The organism is Terriglobus roseus, from assembly GCF_900105625.1.
Classification (GTDB): Bacteria; Acidobacteriota; Terriglobia; order Terriglobales; family Acidobacteriaceae; genus Terriglobus; species Terriglobus roseus_B.
The window spans coordinates 3,092,964-3,119,147 of record NZ_FNSD01000001.1 but is presented as its reverse complement, the minus strand read 5'-3'; the positions used below and the strand labels follow the sequence as shown (position 1 = coordinate 3,119,147).

Annotated in this window: 28 protein-coding genes; 13 read left to right on the top strand and 15 right to left on the bottom strand. The window is 60.2% G+C overall.

Features of this window, described 5'->3' with window-relative positions:
* Positions 1–215: 215 nt before the first annotated feature.
* Entirely contained in the window at positions 216–1,148 is a 933-nt protein-coding gene (locus BLW03_RS12815; RefSeq protein ID WP_139285194.1) for a hypothetical protein, read from the top strand.
* Positions 1,149–1,202: 54 nt separating this feature from the next.
* Positions 1,203–2,318 carry a hypothetical protein gene (locus tag BLW03_RS12810; protein ID WP_074654436.1) on the top strand — a complete coding sequence of 372 codons (1,116 nt, stop codon included), beginning with the start codon at positions 1,203–1,205 and terminating at the stop codon, positions 2,316–2,318.
* 320 nt (positions 2,319–2,638) lie between these two features.
* On the opposite strand, the gene BLW03_RS12805 is transcribed toward BLW03_RS12810, so the two are convergent.
* Both BLW03_RS12805 and BLW03_RS12800 read right to left on the bottom strand, forming a co-directional pair.
* Positions 2,639–2,983, bottom strand: coding sequence for a hypothetical protein (locus BLW03_RS12805; RefSeq protein ID WP_074654435.1), 345 nt, complete (start codon positions 2,981–2,983; stop codon positions 2,639–2,641).
* Positions 2,984–3,004: 21 nt separating this feature from the next.
* On the bottom strand, positions 3,005–3,373 hold the full coding sequence (locus BLW03_RS12800) for a hypothetical protein (protein ID WP_074654434.1): 369 nt from the start codon (positions 3,371–3,373) through the stop codon (positions 3,005–3,007).
* 160 nt (positions 3,374–3,533) lie between these two features.
* On the opposite strand from BLW03_RS12800, the gene BLW03_RS12795 reads away from it, so the two are divergent.
* The 5 genes from BLW03_RS12795 (at position 3,534) to BLW03_RS12775 (ending at position 6,952) form a co-directional block, all read left to right on the top strand.
* On the top strand, positions 3,534–4,100 hold the full coding sequence (locus tag BLW03_RS12795) for a hypothetical protein (protein WP_074654433.1): 567 nt from the start codon (positions 3,534–3,536) through the stop codon (positions 4,098–4,100).
* Positions 4,101–4,329: 229 nt separating this feature from the next.
* A complete protein-coding gene (locus tag BLW03_RS12790; protein WP_074654432.1) occupies positions 4,330–5,406 on the top strand; it encodes an alpha/beta hydrolase in 1,077 nt (358 codons plus the stop codon).
* A 144-nt stretch (positions 5,407–5,550) separates the two neighbouring features.
* Positions 5,551–6,024, top strand: a complete 474-nt coding sequence (locus BLW03_RS12785) for a hypothetical protein (RefSeq protein ID WP_074654431.1) — start codon at positions 5,551–5,553, stop codon at positions 6,022–6,024.
* A 335-nt stretch (positions 6,025–6,359) separates the two neighbouring features.
* Complete coding sequence (locus tag BLW03_RS12780) at positions 6,360–6,656, top strand: hypothetical protein (protein WP_074654430.1); 297 nt, start codon at positions 6,360–6,362, stop codon at positions 6,654–6,656.
* An 83-nt stretch (positions 6,657–6,739) separates the two neighbouring features.
* Entirely contained in the window at positions 6,740–6,952 is a 213-nt protein-coding gene (locus BLW03_RS12775) for a hypothetical protein (RefSeq protein ID WP_074654429.1), read from the top strand.
* 25 nt (positions 6,953–6,977) lie between these two features.
* On the opposite strand, the gene BLW03_RS12770 is transcribed toward BLW03_RS12775, so the two are convergent.
* Positions 6,978–7,271: a hypothetical protein gene (locus BLW03_RS12770; protein ID WP_074654428.1), complete on the bottom strand. Its 294-nt coding sequence runs from the start codon at positions 7,269–7,271 to the stop codon at positions 6,978–6,980.
* A gap of 74 nt (positions 7,272–7,345) precedes the next feature.
* Here BLW03_RS12770 and BLW03_RS12765 point away from each other — a divergent pair, with 74 nt between their 5' ends.
* Complete coding sequence (locus BLW03_RS12765; RefSeq protein WP_244502071.1) at positions 7,346–8,872, top strand: RNB domain-containing ribonuclease; 1,527 nt, start codon at positions 7,346–7,348, stop codon at positions 8,870–8,872.
* On the opposite strand, the gene BLW03_RS12760 is transcribed toward BLW03_RS12765, so the two are convergent.
* Genes BLW03_RS12760 through purL form a run of 3 tightly spaced genes read right to left on the bottom strand, consistent with a single transcriptional unit; the run spans position 8,869 to position 13,991 of the window.
* Positions 8,869–10,053 carry an MFS transporter gene (locus BLW03_RS12760; protein ID WP_074654426.1) on the bottom strand — a complete coding sequence of 395 codons (1,185 nt, stop codon included), beginning with the start codon at positions 10,051–10,053 and terminating at the stop codon, positions 8,869–8,871. The two genes, BLW03_RS12765 and BLW03_RS12760, sit on opposite strands and share 4 nt — an antisense overlap.
* A complete protein-coding gene (gene purF, locus BLW03_RS12755) occupies positions 10,054–11,553 on the bottom strand; it encodes an amidophosphoribosyltransferase (protein WP_083350514.1) in 1,500 nt (499 codons plus the stop codon).
* Positions 11,550–13,991, bottom strand: a complete 2,442-nt coding sequence (gene purL, locus BLW03_RS12750; RefSeq protein ID WP_244502070.1) for a phosphoribosylformylglycinamidine synthase subunit PurL — start codon at positions 13,989–13,991, stop codon at positions 11,550–11,552. The genes purF and purL overlap by 4 nt, the downstream gene beginning before the upstream one ends.
* Before the next feature lie 94 nt (positions 13,992–14,085).
* On the opposite strand from purL, the gene BLW03_RS12745 reads away from it, so the two are divergent.
* Complete coding sequence (locus BLW03_RS12745; RefSeq protein ID WP_074655992.1) at positions 14,086–15,024, top strand: cation diffusion facilitator family transporter; 939 nt, start codon at positions 14,086–14,088, stop codon at positions 15,022–15,024.
* Here BLW03_RS12745 and BLW03_RS12740 read toward each other — a convergent pair.
* Positions 15,021–16,094 carry an aldo/keto reductase gene (locus BLW03_RS12740; protein ID WP_244502069.1) on the bottom strand — a complete coding sequence of 358 codons (1,074 nt, stop codon included), beginning with the start codon at positions 16,092–16,094 and terminating at the stop codon, positions 15,021–15,023. The two genes, BLW03_RS12745 and BLW03_RS12740, sit on opposite strands and share 4 nt — an antisense overlap.
* Before the next feature lie 36 nt (positions 16,095–16,130).
* Between BLW03_RS12740 and BLW03_RS12735 the strand changes: the two genes are divergently transcribed.
* Complete coding sequence (locus BLW03_RS12735) at positions 16,131–16,667, top strand: nuclear transport factor 2 family protein (RefSeq protein WP_244502068.1); 537 nt, start codon at positions 16,131–16,133, stop codon at positions 16,665–16,667.
* Here the strand turns inward: BLW03_RS12735 and dut are convergent, their stop codons facing one another.
* The 8 genes from dut to BLW03_RS12695 form a co-directional block, all read right to left on the bottom strand.
* Complete coding sequence (gene dut / locus BLW03_RS12730; RefSeq protein ID WP_074654425.1) at positions 16,668–17,108, bottom strand: dUTP diphosphatase; 441 nt, start codon at positions 17,106–17,108, stop codon at positions 16,668–16,670.
* Between the two features lie 384 nt (positions 17,109–17,492).
* Entirely contained in the window at positions 17,493–18,077 is a 585-nt protein-coding gene (locus BLW03_RS12725) for a histidine phosphatase family protein (protein ID WP_074654424.1), read from the bottom strand.
* A 22-nt stretch (positions 18,078–18,099) separates the two neighbouring features.
* A complete protein-coding gene (locus BLW03_RS12720; protein WP_074654423.1) occupies positions 18,100–18,483 on the bottom strand; it encodes a RidA family protein in 384 nt (127 codons plus the stop codon).
* A 56-nt stretch (positions 18,484–18,539) separates the two neighbouring features.
* The gene (locus BLW03_RS12715) at positions 18,540–18,986 is read right to left on the bottom strand and encodes a RidA family protein (RefSeq protein ID WP_244502204.1); all 447 of its coding nucleotides are present in this window, start codon (positions 18,984–18,986) and stop codon (positions 18,540–18,542) included.
* 56 nt (positions 18,987–19,042) lie between these two features.
* The gene (gene dnaG / locus BLW03_RS12710; RefSeq protein ID WP_074654421.1) at positions 19,043–20,821 is read right to left on the bottom strand and encodes a DNA primase; all 1,779 of its coding nucleotides are present in this window, start codon (positions 20,819–20,821) and stop codon (positions 19,043–19,045) included.
* Positions 20,822–20,877: 56 nt separating this feature from the next.
* The gene (locus BLW03_RS12705; RefSeq protein WP_074654420.1) at positions 20,878–21,237 is read right to left on the bottom strand and encodes a cupin domain-containing protein; all 360 of its coding nucleotides are present in this window, start codon (positions 21,235–21,237) and stop codon (positions 20,878–20,880) included.
* Positions 21,238–21,246: 9 nt separating this feature from the next.
* Complete coding sequence (moaB, locus tag BLW03_RS12700) at positions 21,247–21,774, bottom strand: molybdenum cofactor biosynthesis protein B (protein WP_074654419.1); 528 nt, start codon at positions 21,772–21,774, stop codon at positions 21,247–21,249.
* A 67-nt stretch (positions 21,775–21,841) separates the two neighbouring features.
* Positions 21,842–22,921 (bottom strand): response regulator, encoded by a 1,080-nt coding sequence (locus BLW03_RS12695; RefSeq protein WP_074654418.1) that lies wholly within the window; start codon positions 22,919–22,921, stop codon positions 21,842–21,844.
* Between the two features lie 993 nt (positions 22,922–23,914).
* Between BLW03_RS12695 and BLW03_RS12685 the strand changes: the two genes are divergently transcribed.
* The 3 genes from BLW03_RS12685 (at position 23,915) to plsX (ending at position 25,827) form a co-directional block, all read left to right on the top strand.
* Entirely contained in the window at positions 23,915–24,475 is a 561-nt protein-coding gene (locus tag BLW03_RS12685; protein ID WP_074654416.1) for a YceD family protein, read from the top strand.
* 129 nt (positions 24,476–24,604) lie between these two features.
* Positions 24,605–24,793: a 50S ribosomal protein L32 gene (gene rpmF, locus BLW03_RS12680; protein WP_074654415.1), complete on the top strand. Its 189-nt coding sequence runs from the start codon at positions 24,605–24,607 to the stop codon at positions 24,791–24,793.
* A gap of 17 nt (positions 24,794–24,810) precedes the next feature.
* The gene (plsX, locus tag BLW03_RS12675) at positions 24,811–25,827 is read left to right on the top strand and encodes a phosphate acyltransferase PlsX (RefSeq protein WP_074654414.1); all 1,017 of its coding nucleotides are present in this window, start codon (positions 24,811–24,813) and stop codon (positions 25,825–25,827) included.
* Positions 25,828–26,184 lie beyond the last annotated feature (357 nt).

The window sequence follows — 26,184 nt, the reverse complement described above, 5'->3', positions numbered from 1 at the left end:
AGAGTAAGCATCTGGACTACTTCGACTCGGTGCGACGCTATAGGGCCTGATAGGCAGAGAATTTACGCAAAGTGGGATTCTCATGCTGCAGGAGCCGGGTAACCGAGAACTCTATAGTTGATCGACTTTGCCTGCATTCAATAAAGAATTTTGGACAGTAGGGCTCTAGACGTTTGAAAGGGCCCTACTGATCTCCTTCTTTGAGGATGCTCGATATGTCGACAAGTCTTACTCAACCCTTTTCAATTCTCGCGTCTTGCGTCAGGCAGTTTGAGCTGTCAGGCAAGCCTTGCATCGGTGCGCTCCTAAAGCCTAAGTTTCTGCAGGCAATTGGCGGCGGCGTGACCGAACGGACACTTGGCTTTAGTCGCTTCGGCGAGTTCTTGAGGGCAGCCCAGACCGCAGGCTTCGTGCGTGTTGCCGATCACCCTGGTGGTGATCTGGAGGTTAGCCTCCCAGCTTCACCGCCCAATGTTCAACAGTTGAGTCTAGTTGAGATCCCGCTTGAACAGTCCAAGGAGCCCGAGTCGCTAGCTTCTTCGATTACGGCCAAGAATCTGGCCGTGCGAGTGCGACCAGACCTTTGGCGGGCTTTTAATTCAGCGACCAGCGGCTGGCTTTACGACATCAATAAAGATGTGGCATTCCGACCGGCGGCCACTGCTCTTGCATTTGGAACGCAAACAATTCCCGTTCCTTCTGCAAAGCCCAGACTCATCGATTGGATGCGATCATTTGCCGCCCTTCAACCTTTCGAAGCGCAGGACCGACTCAATAAGCTCCTCGATGAGGATTCGAACCCATTCCGCTTCGAATACAGTTTAAGAAAAACTCCAGATCTACTACGTTCATGGCGCCGCTATCATGTCCAGCAGATTCTTTCTGAAATCGAAGCATGGTCTGTCGCCAACAAAGTTAGACCCAGAAGTCTAGCGGAGCCTTTCCGCGGACGGTCCGAGTCCACTGCTGCGACCACCATAGAGAGACCCTCCGATCACTTAGAGCGAGGCATCCAAGACAATTTGGATGTCAGTATCGATGTTTCTAATCCTGTCGTACTCGATCGCCTCCCGCCACTAATCGATCAATTGGTCGAAAGCCTAATTGCGCTCCGCGGACTAATTGCCATAGCGAAGAAGTCATCTTGATCAGATTGAGGAGCGACATGAAAAGCAGCGTCTTTTCGTGCGATAGGAGCGGTCATGGACTTCAACCTACGAGCGTTGTGCGCAGCGAGGGCCTTAGATGCCTCCGATGCGTTGCGTCTCGATCAGGTGGTTGGACATAGGTTCGAGTTCCGGTCTGGTATCACCATGGCTGTCGATATCGCTTCATGCTCGGCGGCATGCCTCATCGAGGACAATCTTCCCAACATATTAAAGTCTCTGACAGGATGGGCGCGCGTCTATCGATACTCTGACGGAGAGTGCGTCACGTGGCATATTCTTGCACTTTCAGAGGCAGATGACGGCACACCTGTAGTTAACCGAATCGACCTAGATCAACCTCTTCCTGCCAGTCGCAGGAGCCCTTCCGCGGCGGCTTCCATTGCTGGACTGCGCCAGATGACCCTCGAGGAAGCATCCGACTGGCTAATCGCGCTCAGTGAACGGTGGACGTCACTTCGAGGCCAGAAGGCCATACTCCAACAGCCAAAGCTTCTACGGCCCGCTCAACCGCGCATCGTTGTAACGGGAAGCCCTACGGTTGGCGGCTTTCCCATCGCTCAACACGTGTATGCCATGGGAAGAGTCTTAGGGGCTGATATTAAATTCCTGAATGCTTCAAGCTTTCGCGATACCCGGCAAAGAATCTTCGACGAGACGAACCTCCACGGAGGCATTGTGATTGTCACAGGTAACCCACACCTGAATGCTGGTCTAATGCCGAGCGATCTGGTGGAAGGCCGAGTCTACGAATGCAATACGACCGGCACCGACTTAGTCTCGGAGATAAGAACTGCGATCGAGTTGCTTGTTGAGGAATTCGAAAACACGGCTAGCGACAGCGTAGCGGAGGATGAAGTGCTAATGCGCCTTATGCTCCGCCCAATGATTTCCCATTCGAAAATTGGACAATACAATCATTGCTCTCGCGAAGAGGTGCTGTTGACCGTGAAAGCTCGCAGGCAGAACCTGCGCAGAGCGGATGAACTCCTGACGCAAAACGCAGAGAAATTCCTCTCCACTCAAGAGAGCGACAAGTTTTTCCTCTGGAAAGCTCACAACGAGGGCCCAGAGTTTTTCTTGAACCCTAAAGTGATCGCAACGATTTACGATTTTCTAGGCATGACATTGGCAACGGCGCATGCCGTTTAGGCGGTTCGCTCTAGATCACCCCTTCCGAGTGATGCGCATGGGCGGGTGGTCTATACAAGAAGCCCGCAATTCACCGATCCCGCAAATGGCTCTGCCATGGACGGGGCACCCAGATCCTCTCCTGTCTGGAATCGCGATTCCTCAGCGTCCCCAACTCTGAACCCACCACCACAATGGGTGCCCCATTCCTGACGGCTCAATCGTCATGAAGCCTGCCCTGAGCCAGTCGAAGGGTGAGCATTCGCGCGAAGGCGCGAACCATATCCATAAGAATCTGCTGGCTGGCACCGGAATAACGCGAGACCCGATCCAATCTTGTCTTAGTGCCACCAAAAACCGACGAACGAGATGGTCAGTAATACAGCAATTCCGAAGGAGAGGATTTGAAGGAGGGATGGAAGTCGAACGTTCCACTTGAGGGTGAAGTCCGTCGCCGCACCTCCCGTTGGCGCCAGGGTCCCGGTGAGTGCCATGAGTGTCCATAGCCCAAAAAGGATAGAGATCAGATAGAAGAACCATGCATCGCGTGCAAGTCTGCTTTGCTTGGGAAAGTGGTCGCTGAAAGCAAGAGAAAAGGTCACGATAGAAGTGGCTAAGGTGATCAGTTGCTTCGTCAAATCGGCGGCAAAGTCGAATGCCTTTTTTTCGTGTTCTTCCATCGCCATAAAGCCCCCTTACGCGAACCGTTAACAGAAAGGAAAGAGTGGGCAGAACTTCACCCTGGCTGCCTGTAGCGTCCACTCATGCAAAATCGTTTCACCGTCGGCCACTTCGGCAGACTCGTCGATCATGGCTTGCACCAATTGAACAACTGACGAGTTGTAACTACGGATTTCGATCTCGCTCGATCGGTGGCCGAGGTTCGCTAACCCTCCAGCCAAGAATCCCCGAAGGTCACTTAGGCATTCGTCGGAGAAACGATACCCACGTGAAGCCGCGTATTCCTGAGCCACTGCGGTCCATTCCGTTTCAAAAGCTAATCCTGTTCCTGCGGCCATCTCCCTGCCCCCTAGCCCAGCTTCCGACAATGACAGGCAGATTTCAAGAAAATTCAAGAACGTGCGCGATGCTGATGGCGGACTTTTCTTCTCCACATTCGCTGCGGATGGGATTGGTGACTCGCGGTTCCCGTAGATGGGAAGGAGTTATGCAGGAACGCAGCAATTCCCGCTGGACTTTCCTCCGCCCTCAGTTACTCTTCTCCCGAGGTGCGGCGTGGCGGAAGTGGACAAGCAGAGTTTCTGGACAACGATTCCCGGCATCCTGACCGGTCTGGCAGCGGTACTGACGGCGGCCAGTGGATTCTGGCTGGCCATCCATCACGGCGCACCCGAGTCTTCGGATCCGGCGAACCGTGCGCCCATCGTCGCGGGCGATTCGCGTCCCGCACCGGATGCGCCGGTTGCCACCACGGCGACCAATCCCCTGTCGCCGCCCGCGCCCGTAACCACCACGGCCGATGCCGCGCACCAGGGCTCGGTGACGCTGCGATCGCGCGCGGGCGACACCACACAGCTCTCGCTGAAGAGCTTCAAGCACAACATGACCGAGGACACCATCCAGCTCACCAGCGGCCAGACCATCGCCTTTGAGAAAATCCACCAGCTCGACTTCCTCACGGTGGATGGCAACGCGCACACCATTGGCCTGAAGCTCACCCTGACGGACGGCCGCGTGGTGACCGGCGACATCGCCTCAAACTACGCCTACACCGGCCAGAGCGACCTGGGCCCCTTCACCATCTTCGTGCAGGACGTGAAACAGATCGTCTTCAACCGCTGAGGACTGCCTCGCGATCGCGCACGTCCCGCGAAGTACCCGGCTCCCTGTTGCTCATCCGGGTGAAATCCCTGCGGCAGCGCGGCGAAGCTGCGCCGCCTGATTTGCCCTGCGCGCCGGACTGTCGGCTGAAAACGGAATCGACGAAACCCTGCTTGACAGCGCAAAAGCCTGCTCTAGATTGGGACCGCTCCCCGCAGTCCAAATCCGTCGTCACGAAGGTCTCTCCCCCATGCGCTGGCTCATCACGAACCGGGAATACAAGAAGGGTGTTTTTGGCGATAAGTTCGGCTCGCTGACTTACTGGACGCTGAAAGACGGCGGCAGCGTGAAGAACGCTGCGGACTGGCAACTGGTCAGCGTGGATGACTTTCGGAAGACACTGCTGAAGGTTGTGAATGACACCTTCCCGGCCGTGGTTGCCAACGGCGAAAGCACGCCTTCATCCCAGCAGAAGCACGTATGCCTGTTCGTCCACGGTTACAACAATGCGTGGGATGCCGTGATGAGTCGTTACGAAAACGTTGCGGCCGGTCTGTTCGACGGTGCCGACGGACTGGGCGAGTGCATTGCGTTTGACTGGCCTTCGAAGGGCGCGCTGCTCGGCTATCTCTCCGACCGATCCGAGGCGCGGCGCACCGGAGAAGACCTGAACAATGTCTTGTCCGAGCTGTATGACTGGCTGCTGACCATGCAAAAAGTCGCAACCAAAGACCCGGCAAACGCATGCAAGGCGCGAACGTCGATCATTGCGCACAGCATGGGCAACTACGTCCTGGAGTACGCTCTGAATGCGCTTTGGACTCGTAAGAATCGGCCCCTGCTGATCAGCCTGATGCAGGAGGTGCTGATGGTCGCTGCCGATGTCGACAACGACCTGTTCCGCAACGGCGAGCAGGTCAGCCACGGCGACGGCGAGGGTCTCTCCAACATGAGCTATCGCATCACCGCACTGTTCACCGGGCGCGACGATGTGCTGGGTGGCTCTGCCGGTCTGAAGCACTTTGGCAAACGCCGCCTGGGCCGTTCTGGACTGGACCGTACCGTGCCTGTGCCGGATAACGTGTGGGACGTGGACTGCACTGCCCTGCTGCCAAGGGTAGACGGCATCAAGACCCACGGCGAATACTTTGACCCCGCCGCGGATCGCGTTTACGCCCTGATGCGCGGCCTGCTGGAAGGGAAAGACCGCTCGATCCTGATACAGGAAGGGCTGGTGCCCGATGCCCTGTCCCGCACCCAGCAGGCCTCCGCCCCCGGTGCCGTTCCGGTGACCCCGTCGCCCGTGCCACCGCCAACGCCCCTCTAGCCGGGTATTGAGCCAGCGAGGTCAGATGGAGAGGGATCCGCTGCGCTCCATGGCCTGAACAGTGGAATGGACTAACTTTTACGACATCGCCAAGCGCTCCGAAGGGAACCGCAAGGGGACCGCTCCGAGGCGTCCAAGGGAGTGATGCCGATCCCAGCCACAGCCCTTGCGACGACCGATGTCGCACGCTTCCCCCAAGTCCATTCGAAGGATCTGAACGGACACGCAGTCACGTTGCCACGCGATCTGCCGGGTGAACGGACCGTTGTGATCCTGGGCTGGCAGCGCGGGCAGCAGGGCAGCATTGAAAGCTGGGCGAAGGCCATGGCGCCGTCGGCAGGCTCCGCGTGGCTGAGTGTGCCGGTCATCGACACGTCGAACGGCTTCCTGAAGATGATCATCAACAGCGGCATGCGCCACGGTATTCCGAACCACGCATGGTGGCCGCACGTGGTGGCGCTGTACACGAAGAAAGATCGCTTCAACCAGCAGGTGGGCGTCGCCAGCGAAGAGCAGGTGCAGGCGCTGGTTGTGGACCGTGCCGGCAATATTCTGGAGCGCGTGGTGGGCGACTATACCGAAGCCGGCGCCGACCGCCTTCGCGCCGCGCTGCAATAAAAGCTGTCAAGCCCCTGCAGGACGTATCTCCAACAAAACAAAGTGAGATAAAGTTGGCCGGTGACTTCTTTGCGATCACTACAATTGAGATAGGGCCGATTCCGTCCCTGCTCGCGCGTGAGTTTTGGCCCGCTTTGCGTCGGCGCTAAGTCCTTTGGAATCTGATTTTTAGCCGTAACCCCTTTGGAATCTAATTTTTGCTAATACGGGAAACGTCAACTCCTTTGTTTTCTGATTTTTACGGGAAAATGGGGGGGGGGGAGGGTCACCCGCGGCCCGCCAGCCACCCACGCGCCGGAGTTCGTCATCCTACAGTGCGAAGGAGGAAGTCCCCCATGCGATTCAAGCACCTCGCATCCCTTACCCTTGCCGCAACGCTGTTCTCGACGCCACTGTTCGCGCTCCAGACAAGCGAACAGGACCGCAAGGACGCGCACGCCACCGCCAAGGTGGATGAAAAGGCCAACGAAGAGGCCGCCAAGCAGACCAGCGGTAAGACCAAGAAAGCTTACAAAGAGCAGGCCAAAGCAGACCATCGCACGCACCAGGCTCTGAACGATGACGACACCAAGAAGGCCGCACGCCAGCAGGACAAGGCAGACCGCGCCGCAAGCGCCGCAGCCAACCAGTAGTCTTCGCTCCCACCGCATCCGGCGCCCGCACCACGCGGGTGCCGGATGTGCGCCACCGATACAGGCGTGAGAAGATTTAGGCTATGAGCGACGAAACCCCGAAACCGCCAGCACCACCCGCGAAGATCAAGATTGGCGGGCTTAGCCCGAAGGCACAGAAGCTGCAGGCACTCCGCGACAAGGCCGCCGGCGTGGTCGCAGCGAAGGCTCACAGTGCGAATCCGAACTTCGCCTTCAAGGGAAAAGACGCCTTCGCAGGCACCAAAAAGTCCAACTTCCAGCGCAAGGCGACCTAGAGCCTTCCCGCTCTGCCGTCACGCGTCAGTAGCGTGTGACGACAGTGCGATGCCTGCGGAGATACCAGCAGGGTGTCATCATCCCCTGCGAGGTAAGCATCGGCAGCACGCTGCGCGGACAGGCCAGCGTGATGTTGCCGTCGAAGTAATACTCTTCCTTGCTGCTCTTCAACGTGGCAATGCTCATGCTGGTCACTGCGACCTCGTCCATGCCGTTGCCCCGCGCGCTGCGCATCTGCCAGACGGTCCAGTCGACCGCGTAGAACAGCACCGGCAACAGCAAGAGTCCTCCGGCGATGCGAAGCAGCAAGCGTGCCATGTGTGTCCCCTTGCTCCGATTGTAGAGATCACATTCTGCAGCGCGACGGCAGCGATGCGTGCATCGAACGTATCGTGTCCACGACTGCTCAAAGCTCACCTTCGCATACGTCTCCTGACCACTTCGACTTCGCCGCATCCGCAGCACAGGAGATGCAGCAGGATGGCTTCGACCTGTCGCCTGTCGCAGGCTGCGCAGCGCAGCTCGCGGCGATCATCGCGAAGCCTGCCGAGGAAGTCGCGGATGGTCGCGCGGATCTGCGGACGCTGCTTTGGTCGTCGATCGACAATGACAGCTCGCGTGATCTGGATCAGGTCGAATGGGCCGAAAGTGTTCCGGACTCCGACGCGATTCGCGTCCGCGTCGGCATCGCTGACGTTGCTGCAACGGTCGCGCAGGGTTCGCCCATCGACCAGTTCGCGCAGCGGCAGTCGCAGACTGTTTACACCGCCGTGCGTAACTTCCCGATGTTGCCCTTCGCGCTGTCGACCGGCCTGACCAGCCTGAATCCGCACGAGGATCGCGATGCGCTCGTCGCAGAGTTTGTCGTTGCCGCGGATGGCAGCATCACCGATCGCCGCATCCTCGCAGCACGGGTGCAGAACCGTGCGCAGTTCGCATACAGCCGCGTTGGCTCCTGGCTCAGCGGCGATGCGGATGCTGCAGACCTGATGTTGACGGCCTCGTCTGCCTTGCAGGATCAATTGCGCTTGCAGGATCAGGCCGCTCAGCGACTGCGCATCCATCGCAGAGCAGCTGGTGCTCTGGACTTCCGTCGTGCCGAGGCGATGCCAGTTGTCGCCGATGGCAGGGTCATGTCGCTCGACAGCACGTTGCACAATCGCGCAATGGACATGATCGAAGACCTGATGATCGCCGCGAATGAGACGGTTGCGACGGCGCTCTCAGCAGCGAAGCGCAGCGGCTTGCGGCGCGTGGTGAAGAATCCCGAGCGCTGGCAGCGCATCGCCGATCTTGTCCACGCAGCAAGTTCGAACCTGCCGATGCCGGTCACCTTGCCTGCGCAGCCGGATGCTAAGGCTCTTAATGATTTCCTGTGTTCCGAACGTGAGCACGATCCCGATCACTATCCCGATCTGGCGCTCGCCATCATCAAGCTGATGGGCGCGGGTGAGTACGTCCTGGCGCGCGGGGATGATCCCGATCCGCCGGGACACTTCGCACTTGCCGCGCAGGACTACGCGCACTCGACTGCGCCGAACCGGCGCTTCGCGGATCTGGTCACACAGCGCATCGTGCATGCCATGCTGGCGAATGCGCCGGCGCCGTACAGCGACGATGAATTAACCGCGATTGCCGAACACTGCAACGACCGCGACAAGGCCGCACGCAAGGTAGAACGAGCGATGCTGAAGCGGGCCCAGGCGCAGGCGCTGAGCCACAGCATCGGCCAGCACTACAAGGCCATCGTCACCGGCGCTGGACCGAAGGGGACGTTCGTCCGGGTACTACAACCACCAGTCGAGGGCATGCTGGTGCATGGTGCCGCGGGGCTGGATGTGGGTGATCGCGTGAATGTGACGCTCGTGCACACGGACACCGCGAAGGCATTCATCGACTTCGCACGCAGTGATAGCTAGTGGCCCATGGAGAAGCGCAGATGATCGTCGCTCTTCTTCTTGTCCTCTCGTTCCCACACGATGGCGAGCACGGTGAGTCCCGCCGTGAGTGCGGCAACGACGGCGCTCGCGAGCGATAGGGCTCGGTAGCCGAAGCCATGCGTGAGCACCAGTGCTCCCAGCGCTGCTCCGAGAGCGTTGCCGAGATTAAAGGCGCCCTGGTTCAGTGTGGAAGCGAGGTTCTGCGCCCCACGCGCCTGATCGACCACGCGCGTTTGGAGCGGCGCTCCGACGGCGAAGTGCAGCATGCCCCACAGCGCGATGACGAGGAGCATGGCAAGGACGTGCAGTTCTGCAATGGGCATCAGCGCGAAGAGCACCGTGAGAGCAACGAAGCCGATAGCGACGGCGCGGAAGCCCTGCGAATCCGCCATAATACCGCCGAGCAGATTGCCAACGGTGATCGCAACGCCGAAGAGGACGAGCACACCGGTGACGCCGTGCGGCGTGATGTGCGTGACGATTTCCAGGATGGGCGTGATGTAGGTGAGCACGCAGAACATGGCGGCAGAGGACATGGTGCTGATGAGCAACGTGGTCAAGACTCCACGCCGCATCACCGACTTGAGTTCGTGCTTCAGGTGCACCGGCTCAGAATGCTGGTGCGGGACAAGCGCCCACACACCTGCCCCTGCGAGGATGCCGATGGGAACGATGGCCCAGAAGGCTGCTCGCCAACCGAAGGCCTGGCCCAGCGCGGTGCCGGCGGGTACGCCAAGTACATTGGCCAGTGTCAGACCACTGAACATGATGGCAACTGCGCGTGCTCGCTGCTCGCGTGGCACCACATTCGCGGCAACGATGCTGCCGATGCCGAAGAAGGATCCATGCGACAGTGCCGTGCAGATGCGCGCGAGTAACAGAAGATGGAAGTTAGGCGCGAGCGCGCAGGCAGCATTGCCCAGGATGAAGATACTCATCAGCAAGATGAGTGCGCGCTTGCGATCAACCTTCGCCAGCGCAAGCACCACCAGCGGCGACCCGACAGTTACGGCCAGCGCATAGGCGCTGACGAGCGTACCTGCCTTCGGAATGCTGACGGCAAAGTCCCGCGCCAGGTCCGGCAGCAGGCCCATGATGATGAACTCGGTGGTGCCAATGCCGAAGGCTGCGATCGCAAGTGCGAGCAGAGGCTTACGCATCTAGACGTTCGCAGTCGCCGGCAGAATCTCTTCCACGTCCACCCACTGCGTCGGGTAGTTGCCGGTGTAGCAGGCCGTGCAGTAGCCGACGGGCTTGTCATCGCCGGTGGTGCAGCTATGCACTACGCCGTCCAACGATAGATAGGCCAACGAGTCTGCTTCAATGAACTGGCGAATTTGTTCGACGGAATTATTCGCCGCGATCAGGTCACGTGTGCTTGGCGTATCCACACCATAGAAGCAGGGTGAGATGGTCGGCGGACAGGAGATGCGCATGTGCACTTCCTTCGCGCCAGCCGCACGCACCATGCGCACGATCTTGCGTGAGGTAGTGCCACGGATGATCGAGTCGTCAATCAGGATGACGCGCTTGCCCTCAAGCAATGCGCGCACCGGGTTCAGCTTCATACGCACGCCAAAATCGCGTACACGCTGCTCCGGTTGGATGAAGGTACGGCCCACGTAGTGATTGCGTATAAGGCCGAAGTTGAACGGGATGCCGCTCTCGCTCGCGTAGCCGATAGCAGCAGTCACGCCGCTGTCCGGCACAGGCACGATCACATCGGCGGGAACACCGGATTCGCGGGCGAGCGTACGGCCCATCTCATCGCGGCTCTTCTGCACCCAGCGGCCGTAAATACGGGAGTCGGGACGTGCGAAGTACACATGTTCGAAGATGCAGCTTGCCTGCTTCGTGTCGCGATTGAAGTAGCGCGAGGTCACACCATCTTCGCTGACCATGACAAGTTCGCCGGGCTCTACATCGCGCTCGTACTTCGCGTGCAGCAGATCGAAGGCACATGTCTCAGACGCGAAAACGAAGGTGTCAGGCATGCCATCGACGCCGGGGATACGGCCCATGGACAGCGGACGGAACCCGTGTGGATCGCGCGCCGCGAAGATACGATTGCGCGTCATCATGACGATGGAGAACGCACCATCGACTTGGCCAAGCGAGTCGGCGATGCAGTCAACCAGCGTCGTCTCTTTCGAGTGCGCGATAAGCTGCACGATGATCTCGGTGTCGCTGGTGGTCTGGAAGATGGCACCATCGCGTTCAAGTCGTTCGCGTGCTGTGCCAAGGTTCACCAGGTTGCCGTTGTGCGCAATGGCGATGAGGCCCTTTGTCGATTCCACCTTGATGGGCTGCGCATTCAGCAGCGCGGAATCTCCGGTAGTGGAGTAGCGCGTATGGCCAATCGCGAGATTACCCGGCAGCTTGGCGAGGACCGGATCCGTGAAGATTTCACTGACCAGGCCCATGCCCTTCAGGTCATGAATGTCTTCGCCATCGGCAGCGGCAATGCCGCCAGATTCCTGTCCGCGATGCTGTAACGAATACAGACCCCAATAGGTGAGGCGTGCTGCGTCGGGATGGTTATAGATCGCCATCACGCCGCACTCTTCGCGCAGCTTGTCGAAGTGGTCGTCGGCTTCGTTGTCTTCGATCTCGATTGCTTCCGTGGCTTGCAGGGTTCTCAGCTCCAATTCGTCGATCATGCGAGCACCACCTCGGCGGCAAGTTGTTCTTCTAACGCGCCCGACCAGGATGCTCGAAGTTCCGATGTGCTGGCGCTGATGACGGATTCACCATCGAGCACAATCTCCACGCGATCTGCGATGACTTCGCCAAGTGGCGCGAGGAAGACGCCCGGAATACCGGCGATGACACCGCGCGCCTCTTCCAGCTTCGCGGGGTCGAGGGTTGCGATAACCGACGAACCGATCTCGCTGAAGAGCCGCTCAATGTACATGCCCGGCTCGCCGCCAACCTTCATCTCGACGCGCACGCCAAGGCTCTTCGGGAATGCTCCGCGAGCGAATGCCGTGATACAGCCACCATCGGAGAGGTCCGCAGCGCTGCGCAGCAGTCGCTTATCGGCCAGGGCGATCAGAGCCTTATGCAGAGCGGCCTCTTCGTTCAGATCAAGCACCGGCGGTGCACCCCAGAACTCGCCGAGAACAGCCTGGGCGTATGCGGACGAACCAAAATCCTGCTGCCACTGGCGCCCTGCTCCACGGAATGCGGAGAGGAAGACCACGGTGTCGCCAACCTTCTGGAAGGCGTTCGGCACGGCCTTGCTGGCGTCGTCGAGGATGCCGACGATGCCGATAACCGGCGTCGGATAGATACCTTCGCCCTTCGTCTCGTTGTAGAGCGAGACGTTGCCGCCAGTGATGGGCGTGCCCAGTGCGGTGCAGGCATCGCTGATGCCGTCAATGGCGTTCGACAGCTGCGCCATGATCTCCGGCTTCATGGGGTTGCCGAAGTTCAGGCAGTTCGTCGCGGAGACCGGTGTTGCACCGGTGCAGGCGACCTTACGGGCCGCTTCCGCAACCGCGTGCATCGCACCCAGCTTCGGTTCCAGGTAGCACCAGCGACCGTTGCCGGCCAGCGCCATCGCGAGGCCGCGCTCCGTTTTACCGTCAGCGCCCGTGCCCTTGATGCGGATCACGCCGGCCTCAGAGCCAGGGCCCTGCACCGTGTTGGTCTGCACCATGCTGTCGTACTGCTCAAAGATGTGGCGCTTGTCGCAGATGTTCGCAGAGGCCAGCAGTGTCTTCAGATCCGCGGTGAAGTCGCGCTTCTTCTTGAGTTCCTCGAGCACCGCTGCGGGCGGATCGAGCGGAACCGGCGACTTCCACGTACCGACGGGGCGGTGATAAACCGGCGCATCATCCGTCAGCGATTCGTTGCTCAAATCCGCAACCAGTTCACCACCCTGGCGAACCTTCATGCGGTTCTCAGGAATGACCGTACCGATGACGGCGGAGTCGAGTCCCCACTTGTCGAAGACGTCGAGGATCTCTTGCTCGCGGCCCGCGTGCGCAACGAGAAGCATGCGCTCCTGCGATTCGCTCAGCATGATTTCGTAGCTGGTCATGCCGCTGTCGCGCTGCGGCACCTTGTCGAGTTCGATCTCGAGGCCAACGCCACCGCGTCCACCCATCTCGCAGGTAGAGCAGGTCAGGCCTGCCGCGCCCATATCCTGGATGCCACTGACCGCGCCCGTCCTCATCGCTTCCAGGCAGGCTTCCAACAGCAACTTTTCAAGGAACGGATCGCCCATCTGGACGTTGGGACGCTTCTGTTCGGAACCTTCGGTGAACTCCTCGGAGGCCATCGTCGCGCCGTGGATACCGTCACGGCCGGTCTTTGCGCCGACGTAGATCACCGGATTCCCAACGCCGGTCGCCTTGGCGTAGAAGATTTCGTCGTGCCGCACAAGGCCCAGCGCAAAGGCGTTCAGCAGCGGATTGCCGCTGTAGCAGGCTTCAAAACGCGTCTCGCCGCCAACATTTGGCACGCCGAAGCAGTTGCCGTACCCAGCGACGCCGTGGACGACGCCTTCCATCACGCTTCGGTTCTTCTCGTAGTCAATGGATTCAGAAGAAAGAGTGTCATCGTCCAGATCCGGCATGCCTTCCGCGGCGGTCAGGCCAAGCGGGCCGAAGCGCAGCGAATCCATCACCGCCATGGGACGTGCGCCCATGGTGAAGATGTCGCGCAGAATGCCGCCAACGCCGGTCGCCGCGCCCTGGTAGGGCTCAATGTACGACGGATGATTGTGCGATTCGATCTTGAAGGCGCAGGCCCAGCCATCCCCCACGTCGATGATGCCGGCGTTCTCACCGGGACCCTGCATGACGGCGCCGGGGCCGCTCAGGCGTGTGCCCTTCGTGGGCAAGCGCTTCAGGTGCACGCGGCTGCTCTTGTAGCTGCAGTGCTCGCTCCACATGACGGAGTAGATACCCAGCTCGGTCAACGACGGCGTACGGCCCATCGTTGCGAGAATTTTGGCGTATTCCTCGTCCGTGATGTTATGCGTCTTGAGCAGTGCAGGCGTGACGTTGCAGGGCTTCGGCACGTCGTGAGAGATTGCGGCGGATGAGGTCGCGACCTCTGCCTCTTTTGGGATGGCTGTGGGCTGGCTCACGCTTCTAGTGTCGCATGGCCGTCGCACCGGCCCGGTCGAAAACCGGTCCACAACCGCCTGCAGCCCATCGGCCGGCGACCGCATCGGACAGGGAATGTCCTCGTCCCACAAGAGCATCTACGCCGCCATCGCTGCAAATGTCGCCATCGCGATCGCGAAAATGGTCGGTTTCGCCTTTACCGGCTCGGCCGCCATGCTCTCCGAGGCGATCCACTCCGCGGTCGACTGCGGCAACGGCGCGCTGCTGCTCGTGGGCCTGAAACAGAGCACCAAACCTGCGGACGAGACCCACCCCTTCGGCTATGGCAAGGAGCTGTACTTCTGGTCGTTGATCGTTGCCGTCCTGGTATTTGTGCTGGGCGGCGGCGTTTCGCTCTGGGAGGGCTTCGAGCACGCCCGGCATCCCGCGCCGTCGTCCAGTCCGGTCTGGAATTACGCCATTCTCGGCTTTGCCTTCTTGTTTGAAGGCTATGCGCTCATCGTCAGCGTGCGCGAATTCAAGCAGTCCCACCCGGGCACCGGCCTGATCGCGGCCATCCACGCCAGCAAAGACCCAAGCAGCTTTACCGTCATCTTTGAGGATGCGGCAGCAACGCTCGGCCTGGTGGCGGCGTTCCTTGGCGTGTGGCTCAGTAACAGCTTCGGCTGGCATCGCGCGGACGGCATCGCCTCCATGGTCATCGGCGCGCTGCTGGTGACGGTGGCCATCCTGCTGATCGTCGAATGCAAGGCACTCATCGTGGGCGAGGGCGCCGACCGCGCCACGCTGCGGGATATCCGTGCCATCGCCAAAGCCGACGCGGATGTAACGGACGTGGGTCTGCCGCTAACAATGTACTTCGGCCCACACAACGCTCTGCTCACCATGAACGTCCAGTTTCGCGACGGACTCGAAGGGAGCGCCATGTACACGGCGGTCTGCCGCATCGAGACCATCATCCAAAAGCGCTATCCCGACATCAAGCAAATCTACTTGGAAGCCGGCTCCATGCGCACATCGTCCGAGCGCTTCCCTGTCGCTCCCGCAGGCTAGCGCCAGCCGGTCACGTCGGTGCCGCCAAAGACGCGCTCGCGCCGCAGCATGCCCGTGAAGAACATGTACGGATGCACCAGCTCCGGCGCGCCTACTTCATTCAGTTTCGCCAGCTGTTCGGCTGTGAGCGTCACGGAAAGCGAGGCGATATTGTCCTGCAGCTGCTCCACCTTCGTCGCGCCCAGGATCAACGACGTCACGCCCGGCCGCGCGGAGGCCCACGCCAGCGCTACCTGCGCCATCGGCTTGCCCGCCTCAGCGGCTACTTCGCGCAGGGCGTCGAGTGTCTTCCAGTTGCGCTCGGTGTACTTGTGAAAGGCAGGATTGTTACCACCCGCCAGCACCGCCAGCCGGCCTTCGCCGCTGCCCTTGCCATCGTCTTCGCGCTTGTATTTGCCGGCCAGGAAACCGCTCGCCAGCGGGCTCCAGGGCGTAATGCCCATCCCAAACTCGCGCGCGCAATCCACGTGCTCCCGCTCAATGGTTCGTTCGGTTAACGAATACTCCAGCTGCAGCGCAATCGGTCCCGGCACGTTGTGCGTCTGCGCCAGCGTCGCGACCTTCGCCGCATACCAGGCAGGCACATCGCTGAAACCGAAGTAGCGAATCTTGCCCGCGCGCACCAGGTCGCCCAGCGACTGCAGCACCTCTTCCGCAGGCGTGACCGTGTCCCACGCATGCATCCAGTATAAATCGATGTAGTCCGTCTTCAGGCGGCGCAGAGACGCGTCCAGAGCGCGATACAGATTCTTGCGGCCATTCGCGCTGCCGTTGGGATTGCCCGCCTGATCGCCCGCGGACATGGTGAACTTGGTCGCCAGTACCACTTTGTCGCGCAGGCTGCGCTTAGCAATGTATTCCGCCAGTAACTCTTCGCTGCGGCCAACGGCGTAGGCATCGGCAGTGTCAATGAAATTGCCGCCCGCGTCGATGTACGCGTTAAAGATCGCCTCCGACACATCGTCGGCCGAGCCCCAGCGCGGTGTGCCCATCGTCATGGTGCCCAGGCATAGCGGCGAAACAATCAAGCCCGAGCGGCCAAGCGTGCGGAAATCGGTGAGCTTCATCATCACTCCTCGGTAAATCGCGCTTCACGGAACTAACCCGTGCTCACAGCCGTACGATACAGCACCCTCACGAAGGAAGAAGAGACCAACATGCGCCTTCACCACGCCATCGCCGCTCCACTTACTGCCTGTCTTTTCACGGCAGTGTGCAACGGCCAGGCAAAGATAACGCCGTCACCAGCGCAGAACCTCACCCAGACGGTCTCGGCCCTCGACAAGTCACTCTTCGACGCTTATAACCATTGCGATGTCGCCGCTATGGGCAGCCTCGTTGCCGATGACCTTGAGTTTTTCCACGACCAGGGTGGCCTCGCTGTGGGCCGCAAGCTCTTCCTCGAGAACACGCAGAAAAACATCTGCGGCAAGGTGCAGCGGGACCTGGTTCCAGGAACGCTGGAGATCTTTCCGATCAAGGATTACGGAGCCATGGAGGTTGGCGTCCATCGCTTTCGTCATCCCGGGCATGACGATTCCGAGCCGCTTGGAGAGGCGCGATTCCTGATGATCTGGCGCAAGACGAACGACGGCTGGCAGCTTACGCGCGTGGTGAGTTACGGCCACGGTGCAGCGAAGTAATCAGGAACCAGTCGAACCAAAGCCGCCGTCGCCGCGGTGCGTATCATCCAGGTCTTCGACCTCTACAAACGTCGCCTCAATCTTGCGCACCATGCGCAGTTGCGCGATCCGATCCCCCGCGTTCAGCGCGATGGGCGCGTCCGTGATGTTGATGAGGACCACCTTGATCTCACCGCGGTATCCGGGATCGATGACGCCCGCGAGCGTTGTGATGCCCTTCACCGCGAGACCGCTGCGGTCTTCGATCAGCGCGCCATACTCCGCAGGGAATGCCATCGCAATGCCGGTAGGCACGAGCGCTGTCTTGTGCGGCTCAATATACGCACCGGCAACACTGTACAGGTCTGCGGCCAGATCCCCGAAGGGCCCTGTGTGTGCATACTTGGGCAGCTTTGCTTCCGGGTGAAGACGTTTAACGGGGACGTGCAGACCAGATTCCATGCGTTCAGAATAACCGCCGCCCCGAGCACAGAGGTCAAGCGTCACAACAGAGATCAAGCGTCATGAGCAGAGGTCAAGCGTGAAGAGCAGAGGTCAACTCTCACGAACAGAGGTCAAGCGTCAAGAACAGAGGTCAACTCTCACGAACAGAGGTCAACTCTCACCAGTAGAGATGAATCGCCACCATCAGCTCAGGAGTCTCCGCAGAGCAAACGGCTTTTGCTTTCGGAGGAGCAGGGCTTCAGCCCTGCTATCAACCGCGAAGAGGAGATGGGCTTTAGCCCCTGAGGGATTTCGCTCCAGCGGCTAAAGCCGAATCTTCCCCGCGACGGATATGGCACGGCTAAAGCCATGCCCCTCCGAAAGCAACTGCGAACGAAAGCGCTACTCCGGCGGCATCTCGTTCCATCGCTTGATGACACGCACGCCGCGATCGATACCCAACACGCTGATGCTCGCGGTCGACAGCATCAGGTGCTCGCCGAAGATACCTTCCTTCACCAGGAACATGCCGGCCAGCACGCGAAAAACATGCGCATGTGCAATCAGCGCGCAGCGACCGCCGTTATCCATGCAGCGCTCGATGACACGCTCGGTGCGACTCTCAACCTGCGCCAGCCACTCGCCGCCCGGGTTCTCACTGCGCCAAACATTCCACGTGGGATCGGTCTCATGCACCTGCGCCGTGGTAACGCCTTCGTGGATGCCATAGTTCCACTCCTGCAGATCCTCGTCGACCTCCGCACGATGGTGAATCCCCGCAAGCTCCGCGGTCACCATGGCGCGCTGGCGCGGGCTGGTCAAGACAAGGTCGAAGTCGACCTTCGCCAAAACAGGCTGCAGACGCTTCGCCTGCTCTACCCCAAAGGGTGTCAAAGGAAGATCCGTGAAGCTGGTGTGCTGGCCGCTCTTCGACCACTCGGTTTCGCCGTGGCGGATGAGCCACAGTTCAGGCGTTCTCTCACTCATGTGTTGTCTGTCCCGTCCTGGTCTAGCGGTGTGCGATAACGTCGATGCCGACGCGGCTGTCGCGCGGCAGAACCGCAGCGATGGTCGTGCGAGCCGGCGGATTGGGACCGAAGCGGCCGACGTAGACTTCGTTCAGAGCATCCCAGTCTTCTATATCGCGCAGATAGACCGTCACCTTCAGCACCTGTTCCATGCTGGATCCGGCGTGGATCAGTTCCTTCTCAATCCCGTCCAGCACGTGCTGCGCGCAACTGCGAATGTCCGTCGGATCCGGTGCATTCCACGAGGTCTTACCCGCAAGAAAGACCAGGTCGCCAAAGGCCACGGCAGGCGTGTAGACGGCGGCGTTGGGAAATGGATTGGTGGCGCTGAAGTACTCCCGTTTCGGGCTGTTCTCGTTCGACATACTTCGATTCTCTCGCTCGCAGGGCTGCACGTCCAACGCACGGCCCTTCATGCCGACTAGATGTAGGCGACGACGTCGATCTCGACCAGGCTCTCGCGCGGAATGATTGCGGCGATGGTCGTGCGCGCCGGCGGTTCTTTCACGAAGGTCGCGGCAAAGACTTCATTCATCGCGGCATAGTCCTCAATGTTGCGCAGGAACACCTGCACCTTCAGCACGTTCTCCATGGATGAGCCCGCGTTCTTCAGTTCCTTCGCAACCTCTTCCAGCGCGTACTTCGTGCAGGCGCGAATGTCCTTCGGGTCTGGTGCCCCATAGCTCGCTTTACCGGACACGAAGACAAGATTTCCATACGCCACGGCAGGTGAATACGGCGGCTTGGGCGTCGCATTCGGGTTAGCCGCAAGTACCTTCTTGCGCACGGTTGCAGCGGCGCGGGCAAACGGCGTGAAGGCGGCAGCACCAATAGCGGCTGCAGAGCTGGCAAGCATACGGCGGGTCATCGGCACAGGGCTCTCCTAGGTAAGGATAGGGAGAGCATAGCGCAGCGTTGGCGAATCTAAACCGTGCGCAGCGCGCGATTGATCTGCACCGACTCCGACTGTAGTTTTTCGATCATGCTCTGATCGCTGCGGCGCTCTGCCTCTGCCAGCATCGACCGGATCTCGCGCTGCCGTCGCTCGAGGCGTCGGCGTTCCAGCGTATGCAGCACGTTGCCCACTTCAACCAGCATCATCGTTGGGTCGCTGATCTGGTCCTCGCTCAGCAGACGGGCCAGCACCTCGCGACTACGATCATCCGGCGCCACGTCCAGAGGATTGTCACCCACCGGATTCGCGGCGAGCGCCTCAATCAAGTCGGCCACCGCCATACCCTCCAGCCACTCGGGATGAGCGTTGACCTCTGCCGCCGCACGTTGCCGCGCCTTATCCGTCTCCGGCAAAACCAGCGCCCGCAGCAGGATGCGCTCCGTCTCATGCATTGCCTGGGCGGACGTACTGCGCACACTCTCAAGCCGATGCGTCGCCGCGTGCTGCAGCTCCTGCCGCATCAGTGATGAGTCGATGCCGAGCTTTTGTGCGGCATCATCCACAAACTGCGTCCGCTGAATGGCCGATGGCAGGCGACGAATATGCGGCAGCAGAAAGTTCACTGCCTTCACCTTCGCCTCGGCCGTGCGCTGCGGGAACAGGGCGCGCGCGCGATCGATCAGGTACTCCGCCAGCGGCTTCGCAGTCTTCAGCGCTTCGGCGTAGGCAACGATGCCCATCTCCTTTACAAAGCGATCCGGGTCAAGGCCTCCCTCAAGCGTGACGATACGAACTTCGAACTCCGCTTCGGTCAGCAACGCTAACGACTTTTCCGCGGCATTTGCTCCCGCCGTATCCGGATCGAAGTTGACGACGACACGCTTGGTGAAGCGGCCCAGCAGTCGCACCTGGTGTTCTGTAAATGCAGTGCCGCTCGTCGCGATGACCGGCTGAATACCCGAGGTGAAGACGCGGATGCAGTCCATCTGACCTTCCACCAGCAGCGCATAATCCTGCGTGCGGATCGCGGCCTTCGCCTTGTCGAGATTGAAGAGCACCTGGCCCTTCGTATACAGCGGCGTCTCGGGCGAGTTCATGTACTTCGGCCCGCTCTTCTCGTCACTGTCCAACGCGCGCGCCGTGAAGGCGATGGTCTTGCCCGCTTCATTGCAGATGGGGAACGTAATACGCTTGCGGAAACGGGCGTACATGTTGCCCGTAGGCCTGCCCTCGTCGTTCTGCTCCTTGCTGCTGAACAGGCCGCTGGCGCGCATGGTCTCGTCGTTGAAGTGCTTCCCCATCGCATCGCGCATGTGGTTGAAGTCGTCCGGCGCGTAACCAATGCGAAACTGCGCAATCGTCTCCGGCGTCAATGCGCGGCTGCTGATGTACTCACGCGCGCGCGCCGCTTCTGGTGATTGCAATGCCTGCTGAAAATACTGCGTCGCCGCCTCGTGGATGTCGATTAACTGGCGCCGCAAACCGGCCTGCGCAGCCTCTTCCGGCGAGTTCCACTCACGCTTCGGCAGTGGGATACCGCTCTTCTGCGCCACTGCGCGAACCGCCTCGGGAAAGCTGATATTTTCGATCTTCTGCACGAAGGTGAAGACATCGCCTTTCGCATGACAACCGAAACAGTAGAAGTAGCTGTGCTGTACGTTCACACTGAAAGAAGGCGACTTCTCCTGGTGAAACGGACACAGGCCACTGAAGTTCTGCGCGCCGCTCTTGCGTAGACGCACGTACTCGCCAATCACCTTCACGATGTCGGTGGCCTGCTTTACGGTCTGTGCAAAGTTATCGGACACGGCTCACTGCAAGGGTAACAATCAATCAGGCTGGAAACCCGTCCACTGTAAGAACACTAGGCAGCTGTGCGGTCGCCATGGCTCGGCGGCTGGCTGGTGACGACCATTCGAACTGGCGCTCCGCTGCGGTTCAGCGCCTGGTGCGCCTGCCCCGGATGCACCTCAACACCCTTCCCCGCAGCGATCACGAAGTCGTGGCGCTCCACCTCAAGGGTCAACTCACCTTCCAGCACAAAGAAAAACTGCCGCGACTTCGCGTGGGCGTGCCGCTCTTCCTTCGTGCCCGGCGGCATCAGCTCCTCGATGACGCTTAGGTGCTCGGTCTTCACCAGGTGCCAGCCATCGCAATCGGTACCGGAAGGGCCGCCCCACTTATAGTGCTCGGCGTTGGTCGTGTCGATGATCTTCGTTGGCATCGTTTCCTCCTACCGTTCCCGCAGGCGCGGCATCAGGTCGACCAGATTACACGGCGTATTGCGGCTGTCGAGCAGCGGCAAAAGCAACTCGTCCCACGCGTCGACCACGGCACCGGGCGAACCGGGTAGGGCGAATAAGTATGTCCCCGCAGCCACACCCGCCACAGCGCGCGATAAAATCGCGCTCGGTCCGATCTTTTGGAACGAGATCATCCGGAAGAGCTCGGAAAATCCCTCGATCTGCTTTTCGAGCACGCGATGAAAGGCCTCAGGCGTCACGTCACGGCCGGTGATTCCTGTACCGCCGGTGCTGATCACGACGTCAATGGAAGCGTCCGCAATCCAGCGCTGCAGAAGGCTTTCGATCGCATCGGCATCGTCACGCAGGAGCTCGCGCGCCGCGAGCGTATGGCCCGCTTCTGCAATGCGCTGCACCAGCACATCGCCAGAGCGGTCGGTCGCAGCCGTGCGCGTATCACTTACGGTAAGCGCGGCGATGCGAACAGGCGTGAACTTACGTTCGGGACTAATTGCCATGAGGTTTTCTATCTCGGAAATGAGTGAGGGCACCCGCAATGGGTGCCCTCACTTGGATACGTCAGACTTACTGGTTGTAGTTCGGCTCGTGCTCGTCTTCTGCACCGTAACGGCGTAGAAGGTTTGGCAGATTCTGCGAGAAGGCCGCACGCGGCATCACGGAGTCGCAACCTGCTTCGACGGCCTTCGCCTTCAGGTCACCCTGCAGATGCGACAGGAAGCCCACGATGGAGGTGCCCTTCTTGAGCTTGCTCTTCAGCTTCGGAATCAGCGTCAGCGGCTTCGCGGCAACATTGTTCAGATCAAACACAATCAACGAAGGATGCTCGTGATCGTGCAGCTCCGCCAGGTGCGCAACGATGTCCTTGTCCGGCTTCATGAAGGCGACCTTCACGCCCTGCTGGCGCGCGGCCTCCTGGATCTTCGCCGTGAAGAACAGGTCTTCAATGAAGAAGTAGATGTGCGTCGGAGCACCTTCCGGAATGGCGACGGCGCGGAAATTCGTCAGCAATTCTGGCGGCATGCGGTCCTCATTGCCGTGATTGTTATTGCGGTGATTGCTCGGGCGGCGACCGCCATTGCCATGCAGCTCGATCGTGCTTGCGGGCACATCGGCATAATTGCCATTGGCTTCGCGATAGCTGTGATCCATGGGACCGACAAAGGCGCGAGGACCGCGGCTCTGCTGCTTGCGATTGCGGCCGCGTGCGCCCATGGAGCCGGTGCTGCCCTGAACGCTGTTACCCGGTTCGGGCCGCGGCTGACCATCCCCACCACCGGCTCGGCCGCCAAACTTCTTCTTCTTCCAGCGCTTGCCCGGACCCTGTGCCTGGCCCTGACCCTGCTGGTTGTTGGCATTCTGCTGGCGCGAGCGCTGCTGCGGCTGCCCGTTGGACTGCTGCGGCGGCGCACTGCCCTCAGCGGCAGCAGCCGGAGCTGCGGCTTCGCCGCCCTCTGCGCCCGCGTTGATCTGGGGAGCTGCTCCAGCCTCGCCGGGGCGGTTCTTACGCTTGCGACGGCGGCGGCGGCTCTTTCCCGGTGCTGCTGTCTGTGATCCGTTGGAGGCGCCTTCCTCAGAGTCGTGCGAGGGAGGCGGCGGAGGCGCAACGGAGACGTGCGACTCAGGAAGGTTCTGCTCTGCGTTCATGCTTCTTCTTTCTTCTCTTCAGGTCGTCAGCGCAGACACGCGCGAAGGCCTGTTTCTGGTCACGTCAGCGACCGCTGGTAGGGCGGGCGGCGGACGGCCGGCAGACACGGGATGCGTTCAGAAGGGAGGTACTCAAGCTCTCACTCGAAATACGAGCGCACGCCAAAGGCATTTCGTCCGGGCGGGCAATCTCTTGGTGCAGCGTGCTGCCGGGCAGGCGTTTGCCGCGGGGCAGCGTGATCACTACGGGCTTGCAGACGATGGTCGCTTTGGAAAGGGGGCTGCAGAGTTTTGGCTGCGAGCCGGGTGCGATCCTCTGCGCCTCGATCCTCTTTGCCTTCGCGCCGGGCATGACCAAGCCCAGATCGGAAGGAATCAACTTTCTGTGTCGATGTCGTTCGGCCTGCAGGCTCGTTTGAGCCACCGTTTAGCGAGCGGTTGTTCGCGCTACTGTTGCGAACCGTGCATCAGCGTCTTCGTCAGGCAATGCTGATGCTACTCCAGGTCCCCGGAATGGTCAAGCACCAGTTTTGCACAGAGAGTGAGGCAGGGAGTACTTCCAGAACGGCGAAACGGCCACCTCTGCGGGTGGCCGTTCCTGTCCTGATTCGAATGGCCTGTCACGGCCTCCTAAAATTTTGGTGCCCTCCGGTGAAGTCCGCCGCTGCTCAGTTCAGGCTGTGGCCCAAATCTGGCGCGATCTGCAACTCCCCGGGCTGGTTCTTCGCACATTGGAACAGCTGATCGTGTCAGCAGCACCTATCCGCACGCTCTTCCCGCAATCCTTTAGAGCAGGTGTCGTGCCAAAGTTACAAGCTTCGTTTTATGCCGGTAATTCAGCGTTTCGGGCGGCGCGAACACGGAATATCCCAGATTTGGTACATGTCGATCTATAGAATTCCGTAGATTGAGCTGCAGGCCCCTTCAACTTGCAATCCCGCAACGGGGTCAGTCGAACGCCCCACCTGTACAAGCTGCGATAATGGAGGTGCTATGCGCATTACCCCTGCCGACCTTATCCCCGACCCTCTGCCTCTTGCTGAGACGATCCAGCCCGGCACCATCGACTACGCTCCGGACGTTCGCCAAATCGGTCCCCTGACCGTTAAGGGCGAGGCCGACCGCATTGAAGAGAACCGCGGGCCGAAGGACATCGTCGAAGACATTCGCGTGCGGGCAGCCTTCATCGGCGATTTCGAACTGCTGTGCGCCCGCTGCCTGGATCCCATTGCGTACCACGCCGACCAGAACTTTGACCTGATCTTCCGGCCCTCTGGCGTCGATGCGGAAGCCGGCGAGCGCGCCATCAGTGAAGCTGAGACGGAAATCGGGTATTATGAACAGAACGGCCTTCTCCTGGAAGACGTGGTGCGCGAGCAGGTGTTGCTTTCCCTGCCCGATCGCTCACTCTGCCGGGACGATTGCAAGGGTATTTGCGCGCGGTGTGGCGGAAACCTGAATGAAACAGCCTGTAACTGCGTCGAGACGGAAGTCGATACGCGTTGGGCTGCGCTTCAGGGATTCGGTGCGGCAAGCAAGTCCGAAAGCAAGTAACTCGACACGCAGCTACCAAGCGTGGGAAGCCGACCAAGGTTTGAAGCACTGAGCTTCCGAACACGCGGATGATATGAGCGTGAACGGGAGCGATTGTGCTGATTTTTAGCGTTTCTGAAAGGTAATACGATGCCGAATCCCAAGCGTCGCCATTCCAAGCAGCGGACCGCCAAGCGCCGCTCGCATGACTTCCTCACCGCTCCCAACTCGGGTAACTGCCCCAACTGTGGCGAGCGCAAGTTGCCGCACCACGCCTGCCCCAAGTGCGGCGAGTACCGCGGCCGCGCCGTGGTTGCCGCTGCGACGAAGGAAGCGTAAGCGTCGAATCCCACCGGATGCTGACTGATATCGTTCTTGACGCGATGGGCTCTGAAAAGGGCCCGGAACCGGAGATACGCGGCGCCATCGCCGCGTGCCGTCTGTTTCCTGTTCGCGTACATCTTGTTGGACCGGAGAACATGATCCGGCCGCTGCTGGAGGAACACCTCCAGGGCGAGCGTCTGCCTATTCACGTGGTTCACGCCAGTGAATGGATCAGCATGGACGACAAGGCGGCAGCGTCTGTCCGATCCAAGAAAGACTCCAGCATGCGCGTGGGCCTGAAACTGGTCCGCGAAGGCAAGGCTCGGGGTTTCGTCACGGCCGGCAATACTGGCGCCGCCATGGCCACGGCCAAGATGGTGCTGGGCACGCTGGAAGGTGTCGATCGGCCCGCGCTGGCAACTATTCTGCCCACGCAGACCGGTTCGCCCTGCGTGATGCTGGACGTCGGCGCCAACGTCGATAGTGATCCGAAGAACCTGGTGCAGTTTGCCCTGATGGGCCAGATCTACGCGCAGAACGTGCTTGGCATCCCCAAGCCGCGTGTGGGCCTGCTCTCGATCGGCGAAGAAGACAGCAAGGGCAACGCGCTCACCCGCGAAACCCTGCCGCTCCTCCGTGCCCTTGAGGGTGAGCAGATCTATCACTTCATCGGCAACGTCGAAGGCCGCGACCTGTTCAACGGCCGCTGCGATGTCGTAGTTTGCGACGGCTTCGTGGGCAACGTGGCGATCAAGACCACCGAAGGCATCGCGAAGCTTGTCTCCGAGAGCCTGAAGCAGACCTTAAAGGCGACCATCACCTCCCAGGTCGGTGCGCTGCTGAGCCGCAAGGCATTCAAGAACTTCAAGAAGCGCCTCGACTACTCCGAATATGGTGGAGCGCCGCTGCTGGGCGTTCGTGGCGCGTGCATCATCGGCCATGGATCCTCGAACGAGGTCGCGATCCTGAACGCGATCCGCGTCGCATCGCAATTCGCGCAGGCCGATGTCGCCCATCACATCGAAGCCTCGCTCAGCCGCATCAAGTAGAAAATCCGCATACTGTTTTGCGTCGCCGCTGTGACCTGTGCGTGACTTTGCGTTGGAGTTATTCAAACTCTAACCTGCGAGTGATTCAGCAGGATTCCGTCGTGAAGACGACTTATACAGAGCACAAAGCGCCTATTAGCGCCACATACCATGAATAGCTCGCAATAAAGCTTGCGTGGGTATCTGCGTGTTTGTATCTTCTGTGCAATTCACCAAAATGTAACCGCTGCGTGCACGTGAACGCATGCGGAAGAGACTGAAGCTCTGCGAGAGAGGTTAGTTCGGATTCCGAACTGACCCGCCCGATATTCAGCCACGAACCAACTGCTCTCTACAGAGCGGGTAAGGCACTGTTGT